Source organism: Stenotrophomonas sp. PI_27 (assembly GCF_027854495.1).
GTDB lineage: Bacteria > Pseudomonadota > Gammaproteobacteria > Xanthomonadales > Xanthomonadaceae > Stenotrophomonas > Stenotrophomonas pavanii.
On sequence record NZ_JAJNOF010000011.1, the window covers coordinates 24554 to 41924 of the forward strand.

The 17371-nt window shown below is 63.2% G+C and carries 14 protein-coding genes; 4 read left to right on the top strand and 10 right to left on the bottom strand.

Annotated elements, in window-relative coordinates; genetic code table 11:
- Positions 1 to 124: 124 nt before the first annotated feature.
- The 3 genes from LRM18_RS14540 to LRM18_RS14550 are packed head-to-tail and all read left to right on the top strand — an operon-like array spanning position 125 to position 4590.
- Complete coding sequence (locus LRM18_RS14540) at positions 125 to 1234, top strand: hypothetical protein (RefSeq protein WP_336297085.1); 1110 nt, start codon at positions 125 to 127, stop codon at positions 1232 to 1234.
- 22 nt (positions 1235 to 1256) lie between these two features.
- Positions 1257 to 3554, top strand: a complete 2298-nt coding sequence (locus LRM18_RS14545) for a hypothetical protein (RefSeq protein WP_270954884.1) — start codon at positions 1257 to 1259, stop codon at positions 3552 to 3554.
- A gap of 34 nt (positions 3555 to 3588) precedes the next feature.
- Positions 3589 to 4590 carry a glycosyltransferase family 2 protein gene (locus LRM18_RS14550; protein ID WP_270954885.1) on the top strand — a complete coding sequence of 334 codons (1002 nt, stop codon included), beginning with the start codon at positions 3589 to 3591 and terminating at the stop codon, positions 4588 to 4590.
- Between the two features lie 44 nt (positions 4591 to 4634).
- Here the strand turns inward: LRM18_RS14550 and LRM18_RS14555 are convergent, their stop codons facing one another.
- The 10 genes from LRM18_RS14555 to LRM18_RS14600 form a co-directional block, all read right to left on the bottom strand.
- Positions 4635 to 6290: a hypothetical protein gene (locus LRM18_RS14555; RefSeq protein ID WP_270954886.1), complete on the bottom strand. Its 1656-nt coding sequence runs from the start codon at positions 6288 to 6290 to the stop codon at positions 4635 to 4637.
- Between the two features lie 77 nt (positions 6291 to 6367).
- Positions 6368 to 6763: a GtrA family protein gene (locus LRM18_RS14560; protein WP_270954887.1), complete on the bottom strand. Its 396-nt coding sequence runs from the start codon at positions 6761 to 6763 to the stop codon at positions 6368 to 6370.
- A gap of 46 nt (positions 6764 to 6809) precedes the next feature.
- Positions 6810 to 8525 carry a hypothetical protein gene (locus LRM18_RS14565; protein WP_270954888.1) on the bottom strand — a complete coding sequence of 572 codons (1716 nt, stop codon included), beginning with the start codon at positions 8523 to 8525 and terminating at the stop codon, positions 6810 to 6812.
- A 185-nt stretch (positions 8526 to 8710) separates the two neighbouring features.
- A complete protein-coding gene (locus tag LRM18_RS14570; RefSeq protein ID WP_270954889.1) occupies positions 8711 to 10003 on the bottom strand; it encodes an NAD(P)/FAD-dependent oxidoreductase in 1293 nt (430 codons plus the stop codon).
- Between the two features lie 29 nt (positions 10004 to 10032).
- Positions 10033 to 10977, bottom strand: a complete 945-nt coding sequence (locus LRM18_RS14575; RefSeq protein ID WP_197639825.1) for an NAD-dependent epimerase/dehydratase family protein — start codon at positions 10975 to 10977, stop codon at positions 10033 to 10035.
- A gap of 29 nt (positions 10978 to 11006) precedes the next feature.
- Positions 11007 to 11678: a class I SAM-dependent methyltransferase gene (locus LRM18_RS14580; RefSeq protein WP_074725530.1), complete on the bottom strand. Its 672-nt coding sequence runs from the start codon at positions 11676 to 11678 to the stop codon at positions 11007 to 11009.
- 27 nt (positions 11679 to 11705) lie between these two features.
- Entirely contained in the window at positions 11706 to 12437 is a 732-nt protein-coding gene (locus LRM18_RS14585; RefSeq protein WP_197639815.1) for an SDR family oxidoreductase, read from the bottom strand.
- A gap of 2 nt (positions 12438 to 12439) precedes the next feature.
- Positions 12440 to 13753, bottom strand: a complete 1314-nt coding sequence (locus LRM18_RS14590; RefSeq protein ID WP_270954890.1) for an FAD-binding oxidoreductase — start codon at positions 13751 to 13753, stop codon at positions 12440 to 12442.
- Positions 13750 to 15147 carry a UbiA family prenyltransferase gene (locus LRM18_RS14595; protein WP_074725639.1) on the bottom strand — a complete coding sequence of 466 codons (1398 nt, stop codon included), beginning with the start codon at positions 15145 to 15147 and terminating at the stop codon, positions 13750 to 13752. The genes LRM18_RS14590 and LRM18_RS14595 overlap by 4 nt, the downstream gene beginning before the upstream one ends.
- 58 nt (positions 15148 to 15205) lie before the next feature.
- Positions 15206 to 16141 (bottom strand): lysylphosphatidylglycerol synthase transmembrane domain-containing protein, encoded by a 936-nt coding sequence (locus LRM18_RS14600; RefSeq protein ID WP_270954891.1) that lies wholly within the window; start codon positions 16139 to 16141, stop codon positions 15206 to 15208.
- Positions 16142 to 16481: 340 nt separating this feature from the next.
- Here LRM18_RS14600 and LRM18_RS14605 point away from each other — a divergent pair, with 340 nt between their 5' ends.
- Positions 16482 to 17345: a phytanoyl-CoA dioxygenase family protein gene (locus LRM18_RS14605; protein WP_244152964.1), complete on the top strand. Its 864-nt coding sequence runs from the start codon at positions 16482 to 16484 to the stop codon at positions 17343 to 17345.
- Positions 17346 to 17371: the final 26 nt, after the last annotated feature.

Consider the following 17371-nt stretch of genomic DNA (forward strand, 5'->3'; position numbering starts at 1 on the left):
GTTGCGGCGCATTGCCGCACGCCTGGACGCAAGCGCTCCCGGTGTGCCCACGCCCAACACCCACGTTGCCGAGATCACCCCGTGCACGCCCCGGCATGATGACTGGCAGGGCAAGCGGCTGAATCTGGTGCTGCCGTCGATCAACAAGCAGCACTACTTCGGCGGCATCCATACGGCCGTGCTGATCTACCGTGAGCTGTGCCGGCATTTCCCCGCATCTCGGATCGTGCTGGTCGACAGCTCACCGGATGAGGAAGCGCTTTCGCGCTTCTCCGACCACGTACTGGTGCCTGCGAACCAGACCTCCACGGCCATGCGGCAGATCGTGCCGTTCAGCGATCGCTACCAGAAGACCCTGCCGGTGGCCGGTGAGGACATCTGGGTGGCCACCGCCTGGTGGACAGCGTATGCAGCACAACGGATGTCGCATTGGCAGGGCGAAAACGGGGGCATTGATCGCCCGATGATCTATCTCATCCAGGACTTCGAGCCAGGGTTCTATGCATGGTCCAGCCAGTACGCATTGGCTTTGAGTACCTACCGCTGCGATCGTGACATCGGAATTTTCAATACGGGCCTGCTTGCCGACTTCTTTGAACAGCACGATCTGCGCTACGCGCAGCGCTCGGTGTTCGAGCCGGTGCTGCATGACGGCCTTCGCCCGGCCCTGCAACAGGTCCGCAATGCGCCGGCTGCGCGCGATCGCCGCATCGTGGTCTATGCGCGCCCTGGTACGCCGCGAAATGCGTTCGAGTTGATCTGTGAAGGATTGCGCCTGTGGGGATGGAAGGACGCACGTGCAGCACAGTGGGAGGTCGCCGCGCCCGGTGAACTGCAGTCCGACCTGGATCTGGGACCGTTCAGTCTGAAGGCCCTGGGCAAGTTGAACATCGATGCCTACGCTGAGCTCTTGTCCACTTCGGCCTTGGGACTGTCCTTGATGGTGTCGCCACATCCCAGCTATCCACCGCTGGAGATGGCCGCGTTCGGGATGGGCGTGGTCACCAATCGCTATGACAACAAGCGCCTGGACGAGACGACAGAGAACATCGTCTCGCTGGAATCGATGACTCCGGAGGCGATCTGTGCGGCATTGATCGCCCAGGTCGATGCATGCGAGCGGAGGCAGATGATGCCGGGTTTGATTGCAGGCCTTGAACATCCGCTCCTGCGCGCGGGAAGCTTCGACAGGATCGCCGAAGATGTAATGGACGCCTTGCGCCTTGAGGCGTGAGGTTGAAGATGGAATCTTGATTGTGAATGATGCCCCTGTGTGGCCGGTGCGCGGCCAGACCCTACGTGCCTACCTGTGGCCGGTCGTGATCCTGGTCCTGCTCGCCGTGCCGTTTGTGCACAGTGGTGCGCAGGCGCAGTTCCTGCTGCTGCTTGCCGCCGGTTTTGCCGGCATGGCGGGGCTGGGCGAGCTGGTCGCCCGGATGTTCCGGCTGGATGCAGTGTTGCAGTCGCCGGCGATCTTCGTGCGGGTGTTGCTCGGCCAGACAGGCTTGGTGGTGCTCTGGCTGCTGCTGGCACCGTTGACCTGGGTTTGGGGGCGGTTATTGGGCCTGCCTCTTGGTCTTTCCCTGATGTGCCTGGCCGTGGTCGCAGCTTCCGTCACCGTCATACGGCGGAAGCCGTGCGCGCCGGAGGCAAGCCAGGCGCACCGCCTCGGCGGCCCGGCATGGCTGCTGCTCGCTCTGTTGGCTGCGCTGGTGCTGCTCAAGGCGGCGACACACTACTCCCTGCGCGCCGGTGCCCTGGGCCTGGATACGCATCAGCACATTGCATTCGCCCTCGATCTGTTCAATGCGGGCTATCCGAAGCTGACTGCAGGTCATACAGATTGGCTGGAAAAGTACCCGAAAATGCTGCACTTGTTCGCAGCACTGTGGGCCTGGCCGGGGCTGGGTGCGCACATTGGCCCGTTCCTGAAGATCCAGCCGGTGCTGCAGGCGACACTGGCCGTGTTCGCATTCGTGGAAGTGATCTTCCTGTGGATGCGTGGGCGGGCGCTGTCCCATCCTGCGCAGGGCATGTGGTCGGCCCTGCTTGCGGTGGTTCTCGGCTACGCCATCCTGCGTGGCACGATGTTCCTGTACCCGATGGACGATCTCAACAGCACCGGGCGGTTGGCGGCCTTCTCGACCCTGTTGTTGCCGGTCCTGTGCGCGATGCTCGCCTGGCTCGAGCCTGTCCGTTCGCTTCGTTCGTGGTTGCTGGCCTGGCTGAGCCTGCCGCTGGCCGGTGCCATGGCGGCCAAGCTCAACCCGTCGCTGGCGATTGCCTTTGTCAGTTTCAGCGTGCCGGCCTGGCTGGTGCTGATGACCCCGTTGTGGTGGCGTGCTCATGCGATGCGCGGCAAGGTCGCCGTGCCGCTGCTGGGCATGGTCGGCGGCGGCCTGCTCGGCGGCCTCTTGCTGGTCACCGATCCCTACTACCTGCAACTGCTGGCGGAAGCGCTGCCGCCAGTACGCCGGTTCGTGGAACAGACACTGGGCCTGCACATGCTGGCCACCCCGGCCGAACTCAGCCGCACCTCTGATGCGTTCCGCGAGCACATCGTGCAGGTACTGCGCTGGGAGCTGTGGTATGGCCCCCAACCCGGTTTCGGCATGCAGTATCTGCCCGAGTCGCAGCAGCTGATGGGGCAGCGGCTGTTGCCGATGACGCGCCTGCTGATTGCGATCACCTCCGTGCTTGCGGTGGCCATGCTGACCATCGCGCCTGAAGCGATCCGGCGCCGCCGCGCATTCTCGCTGCTGCTGGCTGCCCAGATCGCGTTGATCATTGCCGTGGCCGTGGCGCTTCGCGTGTCGAACATCACCACGCTTGCATTGGGGCACGAAACGCTTGAAGCCAGCCTGCTGAGTACGTACACGCAGCGCTACATCGGCCTGCTGAGCATGTACGCGGTGCTCCTGCACTGGTCCCTGCTGCTGGCGACGCTGGTGATGACTGCAGATGCGCTGCTGCAGTGGCGCTGCCCGGGGTTGCCAGCGCGGCGCTGGGTTCGCGTGCCGGTAAACGTGCTTGTGGGTGGCGTGGCGGTGGTGCTGGTTGCAGCCTTCGTCCTGGTGGATATCAAGGGAGTAACCCCGGCCGATCAGGGCTGGACGTTCCCGATCACCGAGGCGGACGTGCGTGCGTTCCGGCGCGCGGAGAGCCAACTGCCAGACGACGCGGTCGTGTTGGCGCCTGCCTATGCGATCGTGCTTAACGGACGCGAGGACTGGGTGCTGCCGTCGATGTATGTCACTCCCTATCTGCCGTTCGCCCAGCGTGATTACCTGTTCAACGTCAGGCTGGGTTCGGGCTACGGCTACTTCGCCAGGGACCTGCGTTCAATGTTCTGCCGTTCGCAGGCGGAGCAGACCCGTGCGATGCTCCGTCGAGCCGGAGTCACCCACCTGCTGGCACACCGCTTGCCGGGACAGAGTGATGCGCGCGTCATGGATGGGCAGTACTGTCTGACCGGTTACCGGCAACTGGGCGCCAGCGAAGAGCCGGTCGCCGTGGGCCCGGACGGGCTGGTGTTCTACCGGTTGGATCCGTGAGGCGGTGATGGACTACAACGAATTGGAGAGGGCAATGCTCGGACAGACGGACATCACACAGCACGCTCGGTCACAGGCGATCGCAGTCGTGGTTCCCAGCTACAAGGTCATCCGGCATATCCTGGACGTGATCGCCGCCATCGGCCCGGAAGTCACTGCCATCTATTGCGTGGATGATGCATGTCCGGAACAGTCCGGGCGTTACATCGAGGCGAACAATACCGACCCGCGGGTGCGCGTGCTCTACCACGAAGTCAACCAGGGGGTGGGAGGCGCCACCATGACCGGCTACCGGCAGGCCGTTGCCGATGGCATGGACGTGATCGTGAAGATCGATGGGGATGGCCAGATGGATCCGGCGCTGCTGCCCCTGTTTGTGGCGCCGATCCTCAGCGGCGAGGCTGACTACACCAAGGGAAACCGCTTCTGGGATCTTTCGCACATCAGCCGTATGCCGATGCTGAGGCGTGTCGGCAACCTGGGGCTTTCCTTCCTGGCCAAAGCATCCAGTGGATATTGGCGGTTGTTCGATCCGACCAACGGCTACACCGCCATCCACGCCGCTGTTGCACAGCGGTTGCCGATGGAGGCGATCAGTACGCGTTACTTCTTTGAAACCGATCTCCTGTTCAGGCTCAATGCCATGCAGGCCGTGGTGCAGGATGTCCCGATGGATGCACGCTATGGCGACGAAGTGAGCAATTTGAAGATCAGTCAGGTACTCGGCGAGTTCGCGCTCAAGCATGCCCGCAACTTCTGCAAGCGCATCGCCTACCGGTACTACCTGCGTGACCTCAGCATCGCTTCACTGGAATTGATCGCGGCGCTGGCGCTGCTCGGTGGCGGCGTACTGTACGGCGGCTGGAACTGGATTGTTGCCGCCAATGAGGGTGTCTCCGCGCCCGTAGGCACGGTGGTGCTGCCCTCGATTGCCATCGTCAGCGGCCTGCAGTTCCTGCTGGCATTCCTCAGCTATGACATCGCCAACCAGCCCAATACGCCGCTGCATCGCGCGCTGGCACGCCTGCGTCGTTGATGGGCGCCTCCCGCCTGGCACGCAGCCAGGCGGGACGCGTCAGTTCAGGGGCTGTAGTTGAAGTCCCCGCTGCAGATGCCGGGGACGACCACCTTCATCGGGCCCGCATGCAGGGTGTCATCGCGCACATACAGCTTGAACGGCGAGCCGACCTTGTCCGAGCCCTGCTGGCGCTCGGGGGCGGCGAGAATACCGCGGCCGATGATCGTGCCCTGTGCATCCAGCAGGTAGAGCGCACCCAGACCCTCGCCGAGATAGGTATCGACCAGCCCGCCCTGGAGGCGTGACCAGCCTCCCGATCCGGGCAATGCCCGGGTAACGGGCGGCACCACGCCACAGCCTTGGGCAGGTGCCGGCCCGTAGTGTTGGCCCATGCTCTCGCGCGCACCCTTCAACCACGTACTGGCAAAAATCGACAAGTCCTGGGTGGACGCATCACGTGCGATTTCCAGCGCACGCGGACTGTCCGGATAGGTCCAGAGAATCTGTTCGTCATCGCGTGCGCCCATTTCCAGCGCCATGGCTGCCGTGGTCTTCTCGAAATCGGCCAGGGGATTGTGCTTGACCGCGTTCCACTGCAGCGGCAGGAACACCAGCGGGATGACCAGCAGTACGGCGGCCGCCTGGCCGCGGGCCCAGGAAAAACGACGGCACAGGCGGGCGACCCCCAGGATCATCACGCAGGCAATCACCAACAGCGCTGGTGTGGTGTAGCGGCTGGCCACAGCACTGTCCAGGCCGAACACAATGCGGCTGCCGGCTACCGCAAATGCCGATGTGCCCAGGTAGCCCACGAACAATGAAAGTGCCAGTTCCAGATCGACGCCGCGGTGCTTGCGAAGCAGCGTGGTGCCTGCCAGGTAGAGAGCCAGGACGGTGACAATCGCGCCGCAGCCGACGGCGACGTAGAGGTTGGGCTTGTCGTCACCGGCGAGGTGCGCAAAAGGGCTCCCCAGATAGGCAAAGAGGAACCACATCACGCCGCGCGGCGAATCGCGAAGGGTGTTGGACAGCGAACCATGGGTGCCCGGGGACACGTAACCATGGAAGTACAGGGCCGTGACCCCCAGGGCGACCACCGCCACCAGGGCAATGCGCTTGGTGCCCTGTCGGCCGAGAATACAGCCGGCCAGCAGCAGCCAGGTGGCCAGGACGCCGTTGGCCATGCTGCCGGCGGCCACTACTGCCAGCAGCAGGGCGGCACCGAACCAGGCATTGCGGCAGCGTGGGGCCACGCTGGAGCGCCATAGCAGCAACAGGCTGGCAAGCGGCAGCAGCTGAGCCAGGAAGAACTGGCTCTGGAAGCCCCAGGTCAAGTTGTTCTCCTGGGTCCACAGCAAGGCCAGGCTCAGGATCACCGCGGCGACGATGCGCATTGCGGAGGTGGCCGTGGGAAGGATGCGCAGGGCGCACCAGGCCAGCAGTCCGAAGGTGATGAGCGCCAGGGCGTAGTTGACGATCAGCAGGAACACTGCATGACCGCCGAAGTACTTCAGGTCGATGAAGAACAGAAGCCTGGCCAGAATGATGCGATGTTCGTTGTGCTGGGCCCACCAGGCCGAAAGGTCGCTCTGCTGGCGCAGATAGAAGCCGAGCGTGCCGTCCCACATGTCCCAGAACGGAACCGGGCTGTAACCATGCTTGCCGGCAAGAACTGCCAGCACGGCATACAACAGTGCGAGGGCCAGGCCCAGGAGCATGGCCGGCTGTCGCAGCAGTGAACGTGGGCCTGCGGGTCCCAGAGAAGCAGGCGAGGCAGGAGGGAGGGTCGGCATGCCTAGGATTTCCTGAAGGTGAAATGCTTGTGCCCGAAGTAGCTCACCACCGCCGGCGCAATGACGCCCAACGCGTGTGCGAGCGTTTCAGGATGGAAGGTCAGGCCCATCCATGGGAAGACGTAATGACTGAACAGCAGGCTGACGACAAGGGTCTGCAGCAAGGCCAGTGCGTTCACTGCGATGAACCACATCACCTGCGCGGCCAGCGGCTTGTTCGCGTCCTTGAAGACATAGGCCCGATTGAGCAGGAAGGCGGTGGCCATGCCAATGAGATATGCCAGGACGATCGCAGGCACATATGACATGACATGGCTCAAGGCGATGCGCGAGCCGAAGTTCGCGATCGCGGCCAGACCACTGGCGACAATGAAGAGAATGAAGCGGCGCTTGATCATGACTGCCAGCGGCGGAGGTTGAAAACGATCATCTGGAGACTTCTGGTTACTGTGTGGAGGAGGCTGGGGACGACGGCAGATCCTGCGGGCCGAGACGGTTGTCGAACAGACTGCGGCTGACCAGCTGACGGCATTGCTCTGCCGTGAGCGGGGCGTGCCAGAGGTTCTCCAGCCGTCCAGTCCAATGCACGGCTGGGCCGGCAAGCGAGTGCCCGGCTGTGCAGCGCTGAACCTCTACCCGCCAGTCCAGCGTGGTGTGCGTGCGGAATCCGTACTGTAGCGTCTGATGCAGGGGGGCCAGCAGCAGCAGCACCAGCATCACCCGTGCCGGGCCCCGGGCCCCGCCAATCAGATGGATCAGGATCCAGGCAAGGAACACATAAGGATAGAAGAAGTAGCGGGGTCCGCCGCTGAAGGGGTCGAGCGGATCGACCGGCACCCGAGCTGCGGCAGCGGCGACCGACAGCAAGAAGCAGGCGATGAGCGCAGGCAGAACCCAGTTGCGTTCACGTCGCTGGGCCCACGCAGCAGCCAGGATGACGATCGAAAGCGCCACGCCGATGCCCGCAACGAGTGCGGGCTGGGCCAGGTCGGGGCGCCAGAACAGGAAATGACCGACGAAGCGCTCCAGCAGCGCCGAGATGCCGGGGAGTGAGCGGTGCTCCTGGGAAGCGACCGGGTTCAGCACCACGAGCAGTGCCTGCATCGCGCCGAACAGGGCGGCGACGGCCAGCAGGTACCACTCACCGCGCCGGCGCAGCAGAAGAGCACGCACGCCGTACAGCGGCACCATCATCACGATGAGCGGCGAAGACAGCGCACCGAGCAGCAGCATGGGCAGCCGCCAGCGAAGCCCGGGAGAACGCTGCTCGTCCCAGAACAACGGAATCAGCACCAGGAAACCGCCCCACCACAATGCATAGGCCGACGTGGAGAAGACCTCCGCATCAGTGGGAACCGCAAGGACCGCCAGCGCACATGCCCAGGGAGCGCGCAGGCGCGTCGGGGCCAGAGCCAGCGTGACCATGACCGCCATCGTCATCGCTGCCGCCAGTGCCAGGCTGATTTCCGGCAACCAGCGGAACGACAACGTCACCGAGATCGCGTTGATCAGTTTGTTGGGTAGCAGGATGTAACCGGCCACCGGATGGACCAGCGTGCTCCATCCATAATGCAGGAAATCCGGCAGCAGGTCCTTGCCATCTTCCACCCAGACGTAGGGGTTGCGCCATTGCGACGGACGGCGCAGCACGAGTGCCAGCAATGTTGCCGCTGCAACGAATGCACCAACCCAGAGGCGTTGACGTCGGTGGCGCGGGGGGCCGGAGAGCGTGTTGCCGTGATCGATGCGGCCCAGCCAGGGATACAGCACCGCAACCAGCAGCAGCGCGATGCTGACCGGCACCCATCCACCGTAGCCGGAGACGATGCCCACGCCAATCCAGCCGAAGCCTTCCTGGGTCTGGTCGCGCACGATCAGGCGACTCTCCTGCGCCTGCAAGGCAGGTGGCACTTCGATTATCCAGCGGACCCAGCGGTCCCCCGCGCGCGGCAGCGGAACCGGTACCTCCACTCCGTCAGGCCCGGAGAGGACCGCGCTGATGCCTGGCGTATCACCATAGCCGGCGATTTCGATCGACACTGACGGGGTGCCGGCGGGGATGGGTTCGACGACCAATTCTGCCGTATCGGCGTTCTGCAGGTCGCAGAAGGAAATCGCTCGTGGGCTGGACGACGTTGCCTGCTTCAGGAAAGGCGACATCGCCTGCGAGCATCCACCGCTGACGCGGCCTTGATACTCGCGGTCGCTGAGGCCCAATATCGCCACGACCACCGCACCCAGCAGCAGGACCAGGCGGAGGAACGAACTGTTCCCAGGGTGCAGGTGCCTGAGGATTGATGAGTTTGGCATCGTTGAGAGCTGCCTGGCGGACAAGGGGGAGTGGTTCAGCGGCTGGCGAGGTCTGCCAGCGCCGCCCCCACTGCGATGCTCTCGTTGATCGAACGATCTTCCGGATAGTAGTACGCCGTATCGGCCATGAAGAAGCCTTGCAGTGGCGTCTTCATTGGGGGCAGCACGTCCTGGAACCCGGGCGGGCAGATGGTTTGCGCGTACTCGTAGCGGTGGCAATGGGTGGCTTTGATCCAGTCCGGCTCGAAGGCCGGGTTGATCATGGGCAGATAGCTGATCACTTCGTCGATCAACTGCTGATTGCTCCATTGCCACTTCGGATGGGTCTTGGGCATGTAGTAGGGCGCGTAGACAATGTGCTCGCCGGGGCCCTCGCCAGGATTGAGGTTGCTGTACTCGATCAGGCCGGGAATGGCGATGCGATCATCGCTGATGTTCATCCAGAAATTCTCGCTGACCGGCTGCGACAGCTTCAGGATCACGCAGGCTACCGGAATGTTCTCAATGGCGCCGACCTGGTCGGCGAATGCCTTCGGAAGGCCGGGAACCATATCGGGCACGTACTGGATGGGGGCGGTGGAAACCACGGTTTCATAGGGCTGATGACCGTCGGGCGTGCGGATGCCGGTGACCTTCCCCCCGGCAGAGGTGACTTCCTGGATCGGCTGGGAAAGCAGGATGCGCCCGCCGAGGCGAACGACTTCCTTGGCCATCCTGTCGAGCAGCACGGCCGAGCCGCCTTGCAGGTAACCCATGCTCTCGTTGAACAGATTGCGACGCGACAGCGCCACGCGCTTGATGCGCGTGCCGATCCAGGAGGCTGAAAGATCGTTCTGGTACTCGAAGAACTTCAGTGCGAATGCCCTTTCCCACATCACCTTGTAGGCATTCGGGCCGATCCAGCGGGTGATCCAGTCGCGTGCGTTCTCCTTGTCCAGAGCTGTCCAATCCTGGATGCCCTTGGTGTACATCACGTGCAGGGCGTAGCGCACCTTGTCGATCAGACCCAGATGCGGGAAGCCTAGCAGGGCGAACGGCGTGCCCCACTTGTGCAGCTTGCCCTGGTAGTAATAACCCATCTTGGTATCCGTCCAATGCAGACGATCAGACAGCTGCATCTCGTCCAACAGCTTGAACAGCGGATAGTCGGTCTTGCAAATGAAATGGTAGTAGCGCTCGATGCGCAGGCCGTCGAAATCGAAGTCGGCCGACATCCCGCCGATACGGTCATCACGCTCGTACACATCAACCTGGTGACCTTTCTTCAGCAGCTCAAGGGCTGCCATCAGGCCCATCGGACCACTACCGATGATGGCGAAAGTGCTCATTAGAATTGGGTTCCGTCTGTTCTGGTTGTTCAGCGCTGCAGCACGATGTGGCTGTAGCGCGGGTCGGTATAGCTTTCGCGGATCGCCTCCTCAAATGGCGTCTGCTTTACCCCAAAGACTGCTTCGGTATCGACGCCCTTGAAGTCGTCGCCGGCACTGAGTGCCTTCAGCTGGTCGGCGGTGAAGGGCGGCTTGCTGCTGAACAGGCTGTAGGCCTTCAGCAGGAAGCCGAAGAAGCCGATCGGGATGTGCACGATCACCGTATGCAGCTTCTTGACCCGCTTGATGGTGCGGATGATGTCCACGTAGTCCACGCGGGTGTCGCCCACGATGTCGAATACCTCACCTTCGGGTTCGGTCTCGATGCACCTGGCGATGCAGCGGCAGAAGTCGCGTTCGTAAAGCGGCTGGCGCATGAACCTGCCGTCGCCCGGGATGGGGAACACGGGGGTGCGCGCCATGAAGCGCGACAGCCAGCCCAGGTGTTTGGGATCAAACCAGCCGAACATCAGGGTGGGGCGCAGCACACAATGGCGCTGTCCGCTGCCCACGACCATTTGTTCCTGCTCGCGCTTGGTGTCGGTGTAGTCATCCTTGGCCACCGAATTCACCACTGAAGAGCTGATGTGCACCATGAAGGGTACAGAGGCCGCCTTGCACGCGGCCAGCACATGGCCTGTCGCGGTCAGGTTGTTGCGTACGAACAGGTCGGTGGTCTTTCCCGTGATCTGTGCGTGCAACTGCACAACCAGGCGAGCGCCGGAGAACCGTTCGGCCCAAGCGCCGGGTTCGGCCAGATCGGCCAGTACCGTCTCGACCTCCGGGTGCAGTTGGCGCAGGATGTCCAGATTGTGCGCATGCTTGTCGATCGCCACCAGTCGGGTGTAGCCCTGCTGCTTCATCTCCACGATGAGGTTCTGCCCCACCAGGCCGGCTGCGCCGGTAATGACGATCTTGTCGTTCTTGTTTGCCATGGACCAGCTCGACTGCGAATGGAATAAGGTCAGCGCGGCTTGTAAGCCACAACCAGCGCCTGTTTGCCCAGGATGTACCACGCCAGGGGGATTTTCAGATACAGCGACACCAGCCATGGCGCCTGCGGCAGGCGGCTCTTGGTGGTGTAGGGCAGGAATCTGGGAATGACAACGCGAGGCTCGAGTTTGGCCATCAGAACGCCCTCAACCAGGCTGCGGTCGCTTAGGGCAGTGTGGTGGTCGAAGTAGTCCCAGTATTCGTCGTACAGGTAGCGGATGTTCGGCTGCAGGATGATCGCACGGCCACCCGGCTTCAGCATGCGCGCGCTTTCGCGCAGCGTTTGCAGCACCAGATCCTTGCTGGGCAGATGCTCCAGGAAGTTGCTCATGAACACTGCATCGACACTGGCATCGGGTATCGAGGCTACCGCCGTGCAGGACTCGTTGATGATGCGCACGCCGTCTGCCGCGAAGCGCCGAACATCAGGATTCAGGTCGACCGCAATCTTGCCGGCTGCAGGAATGTTGTTGATGAACTCGCAGTACCCTGCGCCGATGTCGACAACAGTGTCGCTGGCGCTGACGAACTTGCTGAAGTACTCGCTGCAAAGCACTTGCCAGATACGATTCTTGTTGGCGAGTTCTTCTGCAGGGAACCTGTGCTGATACAACACATCAAGATCGTGATCGATATCCGGCATACGAGTCGTCCTGGTTCGTGGTGCAGGTCAGAGGGAAAGGCGACGGAACACGGCTTCGGGAATGTTCTTGATGACCATCATGATCGCCCACCAGAAACCCGGCAGGTACGCCACGGCCCTACGCTTGCCGATGGCCTTGAGGATACCGGCGGCGACCTTGTCTGGTGTTGCCCACAGCGCCCCCTTCTTGAAGGCGGCGGTCATGGGTGTATCGACGAAGCCAGGCTTGATCACCAGTACGTTGACGCCGGTCGGACGCAGGCGTTGGCCAAGCCCGCTCAGGTAGGCGGTGACGGCCGCCTTGGCGCTTCCGTACAGGTAGTTGCTTGCCCGCCCGCGGTCACCGGCCACAGAGGAGATGACCGCCAGGCTGGCCCCGGACTGCAGGCGCTGCGCCAGCGCGGCGGAAAGCGCGATGGTCGAGGTGCCGTTGGTGGCGAATTCCTGCAGCGACAGCTCGACCGATGCATCGCAGGCGGCCTGGTCAGGCAGCGTGCCGTGGGCGATCAGCACTGTATCCACGCCGCCCAGAGCCGACCAGGCATTGTCCAGCAGCATGCCGTGTGCGGACAGGTCGTTCACGTCCAGTACGCCGGTATGCACGTGCTGGGCACCACGTACGCGCAGGTCGGCGGCAATGGCGTCCAGCTTGCCGGCACTGCGGCCCACCAGGTAAAGCGCGGCGGCACGTGCGGCGTACAGGCGTGCAACCGATTCGGCGATGGCCGATGTCGCGCCGATGATCAGGATCTTCTGCATGGTTACTCCATCACCCGGCGCCAGAAGCCGGATGAGAATCGAGGGTCGATGAAGCGGGAGAAGGCTTCCCAGGCCGGGTAGGCCTGGCGGAACAAGGCGCCGGACATACGTGCGTCCTTGGCCGGATACACCGCGCCGCCCGCCTCGCTCACGATGCGATCAAGCCGGTCGAGCATTTTCAGCAGTTCCGGCCCATCGTTGGGGAAATCCAGGGCCAGGGTGGTACCTGGACGCGGGAACGACAGCAGCCCCGGCGAAGGACGGTCGCCAAACTCTTTCAGCACCGCCAGGAACGAGCCGCGACCGCTGCGCGCAATCTCCGCCAGCAGGGCGGCGGTGGCATCGTGTGCGACCTCGGGTGGCAGTACGCACTGGTGCTGCAGAAAGCCGCGCGGGCCATACATGCGGTTCCAGTGGTTGATGCCGTCCAGTGGATAAAAATAGCTCTGATAGTGCGATACGTGGCGGGCCCGGCGAGCTGGCTGGCGCCAGTAGTACAAGGTGTTGAACGGACGCAGGGTGAGCGGATTGACCAGCGATACCGGAGGTACGATGGGCATGCTGCGGCGAGGGGCCGAACTGGGCGTCGCCGCCTGCGCATCTCCAGGGGCATGGTCACCACGAAGAAAATGGCCGCGGCCGAGGTTTGCGCCCTTGGCCAGGCAGTCGATCCAAGCCACCGTATATTCAAACCCTTCGGCAGAGTCACGCGAAAGCTCGAAGAACTCAGCGAGATAGCCGAAGCGGATCGATTCGGTTTCGATCCAGGGGCCAGGAACCCGCCGCAGCTGCAGTTCGGCCCAGGTGATGAAGCCGGTCAGGCCCAGCCCCCCCACGGTGGCCCCGAACAGGCCGCTGTCGTCAGCCGGGCTGAGTTGCTGGCGAAGACCATCACTGCGCAGCAGTTCCAGGCGGCGCACATGGTGGCCGAAGGTGCCGGCACGGTGGTGGTTCTTGCCGTGCACATCGTTACCGATCGCACCGCCCACGGTTGCATAGCGGGTACCCGGCGTGACCGGCAGGAACCAGCCACGCGGCAGCGCGATATCCAGGATATCGGCCAGGGTTGCCCCGGCTTCGCAGCGCACGATGCCCGTGGCAGGGTCGAAGTCGATGAAGCGGTCCAGGGCGCGGCTTGTCAGCAGCGTGGCGCCAGGATTCAGGCAGCTGTCGCCGTAGCTGCGGCCATTGCCATGGGGCAGCACCGTACCGCCTTCCGGTGGCAGCGGCAGGAGGGACCGACGGTCGAGCATCGGAGCGATCCGCTGTTCGACCCGCGGGTAACGCCCCCAGGATTGGCCGAGCGTTCCACTCATATGGCGATCAGCACGATCAGTACGCATAGGCCGATGACGATCTGGCTGCCACGATCCATGGCCGCGAATACAATCGGATCGTCATGCATGTCGCCACGGTGGGAGACGATCCACATGCGGCTGATCCAGTACAGCAGGATCGGACACAACAGCCATAGCAGCTTGGGACTGGTATACAACTCCAGGCTTTCCGGGCTGTTGATGTACAGCGCGAAGACTGCGACGCCGATGTAGCCGGCGGCGGCACCCAGCGATTGCACCAGTGGCAGGTCGGCCACCGAGTAGCCTCGGCCGATCGCCATTTCCTTGCCGTTGGCCAATGCCGAGGCCAGTTCGGTGTAGCGCTTGAGCATGGCAAGGCTGAGGAACACGAACATCGAGAACGCCAGCAGCCAGAACGATAGCTCGGAGTTGATCGCCACCGCGCCGCCGATGATGCGTACGGTGTAAAGCGCCGCCAACATCACCACGTCGATCATTACAATGCGCTTGAGCTTGAGCGAGTAGCTCAGGGTCATCACGTAGTAGCACAGCAGCACGCCTGCAAAAGCCGGGCTGCAGGTCAGTGCCAGGGCGAAGCCTGCCAGTGTGATCAGCGGTGCCACCATCAGGCCATGCAGCAGCGGCAATGTGCCCGCGGCAAATGGGCGCTTGCGCTTGCGCGGGTGCATCCGATCCGGGGTCAGGTCGAGCAGGTCATTGAGTAGGTACACGCCGGATGCGCACAGGCCGAAGGCCAGGAAGGCCACGCCCGCATCGATGATCGAAGTGAGATCGAGAAAGCGATGCGCTGTCAGCAGTGGTACCAGCACCAGCAGGTTCTTCAGCCACTGGTAGACGCGCAGCGCCTTGATCCACGTGATCAGGCCGCCGTTCTGCGACGGAAGGTGGCCGAGCACTTCGGTCTGCTTGGCCGCGGCCTTGGCCAGCCCGGCCCCGTTGTTGACCACGATCGCACCGCCGGCATGGGCCCATACCTTCAGGTCGACCGTGCCGTTTCCCATGTAATCGAAGCCTCGTTCGCCAAAGCGCGCTGCCAGTGCCTGGCCCTTGTTGCTGCCGGACAGGTTGGTCTGGCCATCGCTCGCCATCACCTCTTCAAACAGCTCAAGGTGGTCGGCAATGGGCTGTACCAGCAGCCGGTCGGAGGCCGTGCACAGCACGCGTGGGCGCTGAGAGGTGGTCCGCAGGATTTCCAGTACCCGCTCGTCATAGGGCAGGGTTTCGGCGGGCAGGTGCACGCGCGAGGCCAGCTGGCGCTTTACGTAGGCCTTTCCCCGTAGCAGCCAGAACGGCACCAGGAACAGGTACAGGGGATTATGGGCCAGCAGGGCCAGCAGCGATTCGTAGAGGACGTCTGAACGGAGCAGGGTGCCATCCAGGTCGACGCACAGGGCACGGTGTTCAATAGCCAAAATTCTGCGCTCCGGTGTGCAGTAGGTGCATGGCGGGTCAATGCGGGCGGGAGGGGGAGGAAGGGGCTTGGGTCGCTTGCAGTTCGAGATTCGTCATGGCCAGCAAGCCCACGGCCACCGCCAGCCAGAGGCTGGTCAACCGAATGCCGACCGCTACCGCCAGGGCCGCGTCCAGCGACGCGCCGGTGGCAGCGAGCATCAGGACAATGGCTGCTTCGGTTGTGCCGACGCCACCAGGAACAAATGACACCGCGCCCGCCAGCATTGCGATCGGATAGATCCCCAGCGCTTGGTGCCACGCCAGTTGCAGGCCGACGGCAGAGCAGAGTGTGGCGAATGCCAGGGCACTGAGGAGCCAAGCGATCGTTCCCCAGGCCATGCCCGGCAGCGCGGCAGCTGGCCTCCACAATGGTCCAGCTGCGATCAGACCATCGAACAGGAAGGAGGCAAGGCGTCTGAAGGGGGTGACGGGCACCAAGCGGATCAGCCGCAACAGACGAGTCTGCAACCAGGCGCTGCAGCTGGTCAGCAGCAGCAGGATCAACAGCGTCAGAACCAGGCCCAGCACCGCGCCCAGTGCTGGTACCAGAGCGGCTGCGCTCATGCCCAGTAGCGTGAGGATCAGCAGATCCTGGCCCCGCTCGTGGATGAACGTCGCAAGTACGGTACGCGACGGTACGCCCATAGCCGCGAAGTAGCGGATGCGCAGCAGTTCGCCTGCTTTGCCGGGGGAAGCTGTGAACGCGAAACCGGCAAGGTAGGCACGCAGGCCGCGCCAATGATCGACAGGGTGACCCTGTCGTTGAAGTGCGCCATGCCATCGCTGATAGCGCAGTGCAAAGCTGGCCAGCACCAGTGCCGAACAGACCAGCAACGGCGCGGCCAGGGCGGTCAGTCGTTCGAGCGCATGGGCGTCCCGGTCCACATAGATCAGTACGGCCAAGTAGCCCGCCGTCACGATGGAAAGCGCCAAGGCGCCCCGCCATTTAGGCGGACCGGGCGGCGGAAGGCCCTCGTTGGGGGAAGGCAGGCGCACGTTGGATGGGCTCCGCCCAGGCTGGTAGGGGTTCGAGCCAGCATTCTAGCGGCATTGTTTGTGGCTTTTAACTTCTTCATGCCTTCATCAGCGAGGCATCTCGGCGCCTTAGCGGCTGCCGTGGTACCCTCCCCACGCAGCCGGCGGTCTAGGTCCCATGCCAGAGCATGGTGATTGCCGGACAGGGGGGGGGTTAGGTGCTGCACGCTTGGCGGCGGCTTCGGAACCCCGAGCGGGCTTCCCGGAAAGGGGGCCGTGTCATTACAAGGAATAAGCAATGGGCCTGTTGGATTTCGTCTTGGGTTCGCACAGCAAGGGCAGTAAACCGGTGCTGCACACGGCGGCTTCGGCCGCTGCCAATCTGCATGAGCAGGGGTTCGTGCACCTGCCGGGTGTACTGACCGCAGAGGAGTGCGATCGAATCTGCGATGCATTCAATGCGTACGTTGACGAGCACAGGGAGGAGGCTGACCAGTTCGTCATGCAGACCGGCAGGCATTCGCGCCTTACCAACATGCATCTTGTCAGCGAGGCGGCTCAGCTGGCCATCAGCAAGCCGCTGGTGATGGAGACACTTGATACGTTCTTCTCTGATCGCGCATTCGTGGCGACGTCGCTCTTCTTCGAGCAGTCCAGCGAGCAGGCCATCCATCGGGATACACCTTTCTTCCACACTCGACCGAACAACATGTTCGCGGGGATCTGGTTCGCTCTTGAGGATGTGCATGCAGATGCTGGTCCGCTGCAGTATTTCCCCGGGGGGCACAAGATCGAGATCGAGCCGATCCAGGCTACTGGCGCGACCCCCCCAGAGCTTGGCGATGCGTTCAATCGCTACATTGGACGGGTGGCGGAAGAAGTCAACCGCCGTGGCATTCCGCAGCACATCGCCCTGATCAAGAAGGGTGACTGCTTCATCTGGCACCCTGAGCTGCCGCATGGTGGTACGCCCATCCGTTCGCCGGGCAAGACGCGCAAGAGCATGGTGTTCCACTGCGCACCGGAGCAGGAGACCATGTATGGCATTGAAGAGTATTTCGGTGCCGTGCCCTTCGCGCCGAAGGAGATCCGCAGGGTGCCGATGACGGCGGGGCGATCGATGCTCCAGCTGGAGCGGCCGATGTTCGCCCCGAACAACTGATCCTTGCATCTGGAGCACCCAAAGGT

What these genes read in the sequence shown, in the direction of transcription:
- LRM18_RS14575 (WP_197639825.1), bottom strand. Translation starts at nt 10,977, where the DNA reads ATGGCAAACAAGAACGACAAGATCGTCATTACCGGCGCAGCCGGCCTG.
- LRM18_RS14580 (WP_074725530.1), bottom strand. Translation starts at nt 11,678, where the DNA reads ATGCCGGATATCGATCACGATCTTGATGTGTTGTATCAGCACAGGTTC.
- LRM18_RS14560 (WP_270954887.1), bottom strand. Translation starts at nt 6,763, where the DNA reads ATGATCAAGCGCCGCTTCATTCTCTTCATTGTCGCCAGTGGTCTGGCC.
- LRM18_RS14605 (WP_244152964.1), top strand. Translation starts at nt 16,482, where the DNA reads ATGGGCCTGTTGGATTTCGTCTTGGGTTCGCACAGCAAGGGCAGTAAA.
- LRM18_RS14570 (WP_270954889.1), bottom strand. Translation starts at nt 10,003, where the DNA reads ATGAGCACTTTCGCCATCATCGGTAGTGGTCCGATGGGCCTGATGGCA.
- LRM18_RS14550 (WP_270954885.1), top strand. Translation starts at nt 3,589, where the DNA reads ATGCTCGGACAGACGGACATCACACAGCACGCTCGGTCACAGGCGATC.
- LRM18_RS14565 (WP_270954888.1), bottom strand. Translation starts at nt 8,525, where the DNA reads ATGTCGCCTTTCCTGAAGCAGGCAACGTCGTCCAGCCCACGAGCGATT.
- LRM18_RS14585 (WP_197639815.1), bottom strand. Translation starts at nt 12,437, where the DNA reads ATGCAGAAGATCCTGATCATCGGCGCGACATCGGCCATCGCCGAATCG.
- LRM18_RS14590 (WP_270954890.1), bottom strand. Translation starts at nt 13,753, where the DNA reads ATGAGTGGAACGCTCGGCCAATCCTGGGGGCGTTACCCGCGGGTCGAA.
- LRM18_RS14555 (WP_270954886.1), bottom strand. Translation starts at nt 6,290, where the DNA reads ATGCTCCTGGGCCTGGCCCTCGCACTGTTGTATGCCGTGCTGGCAGTT.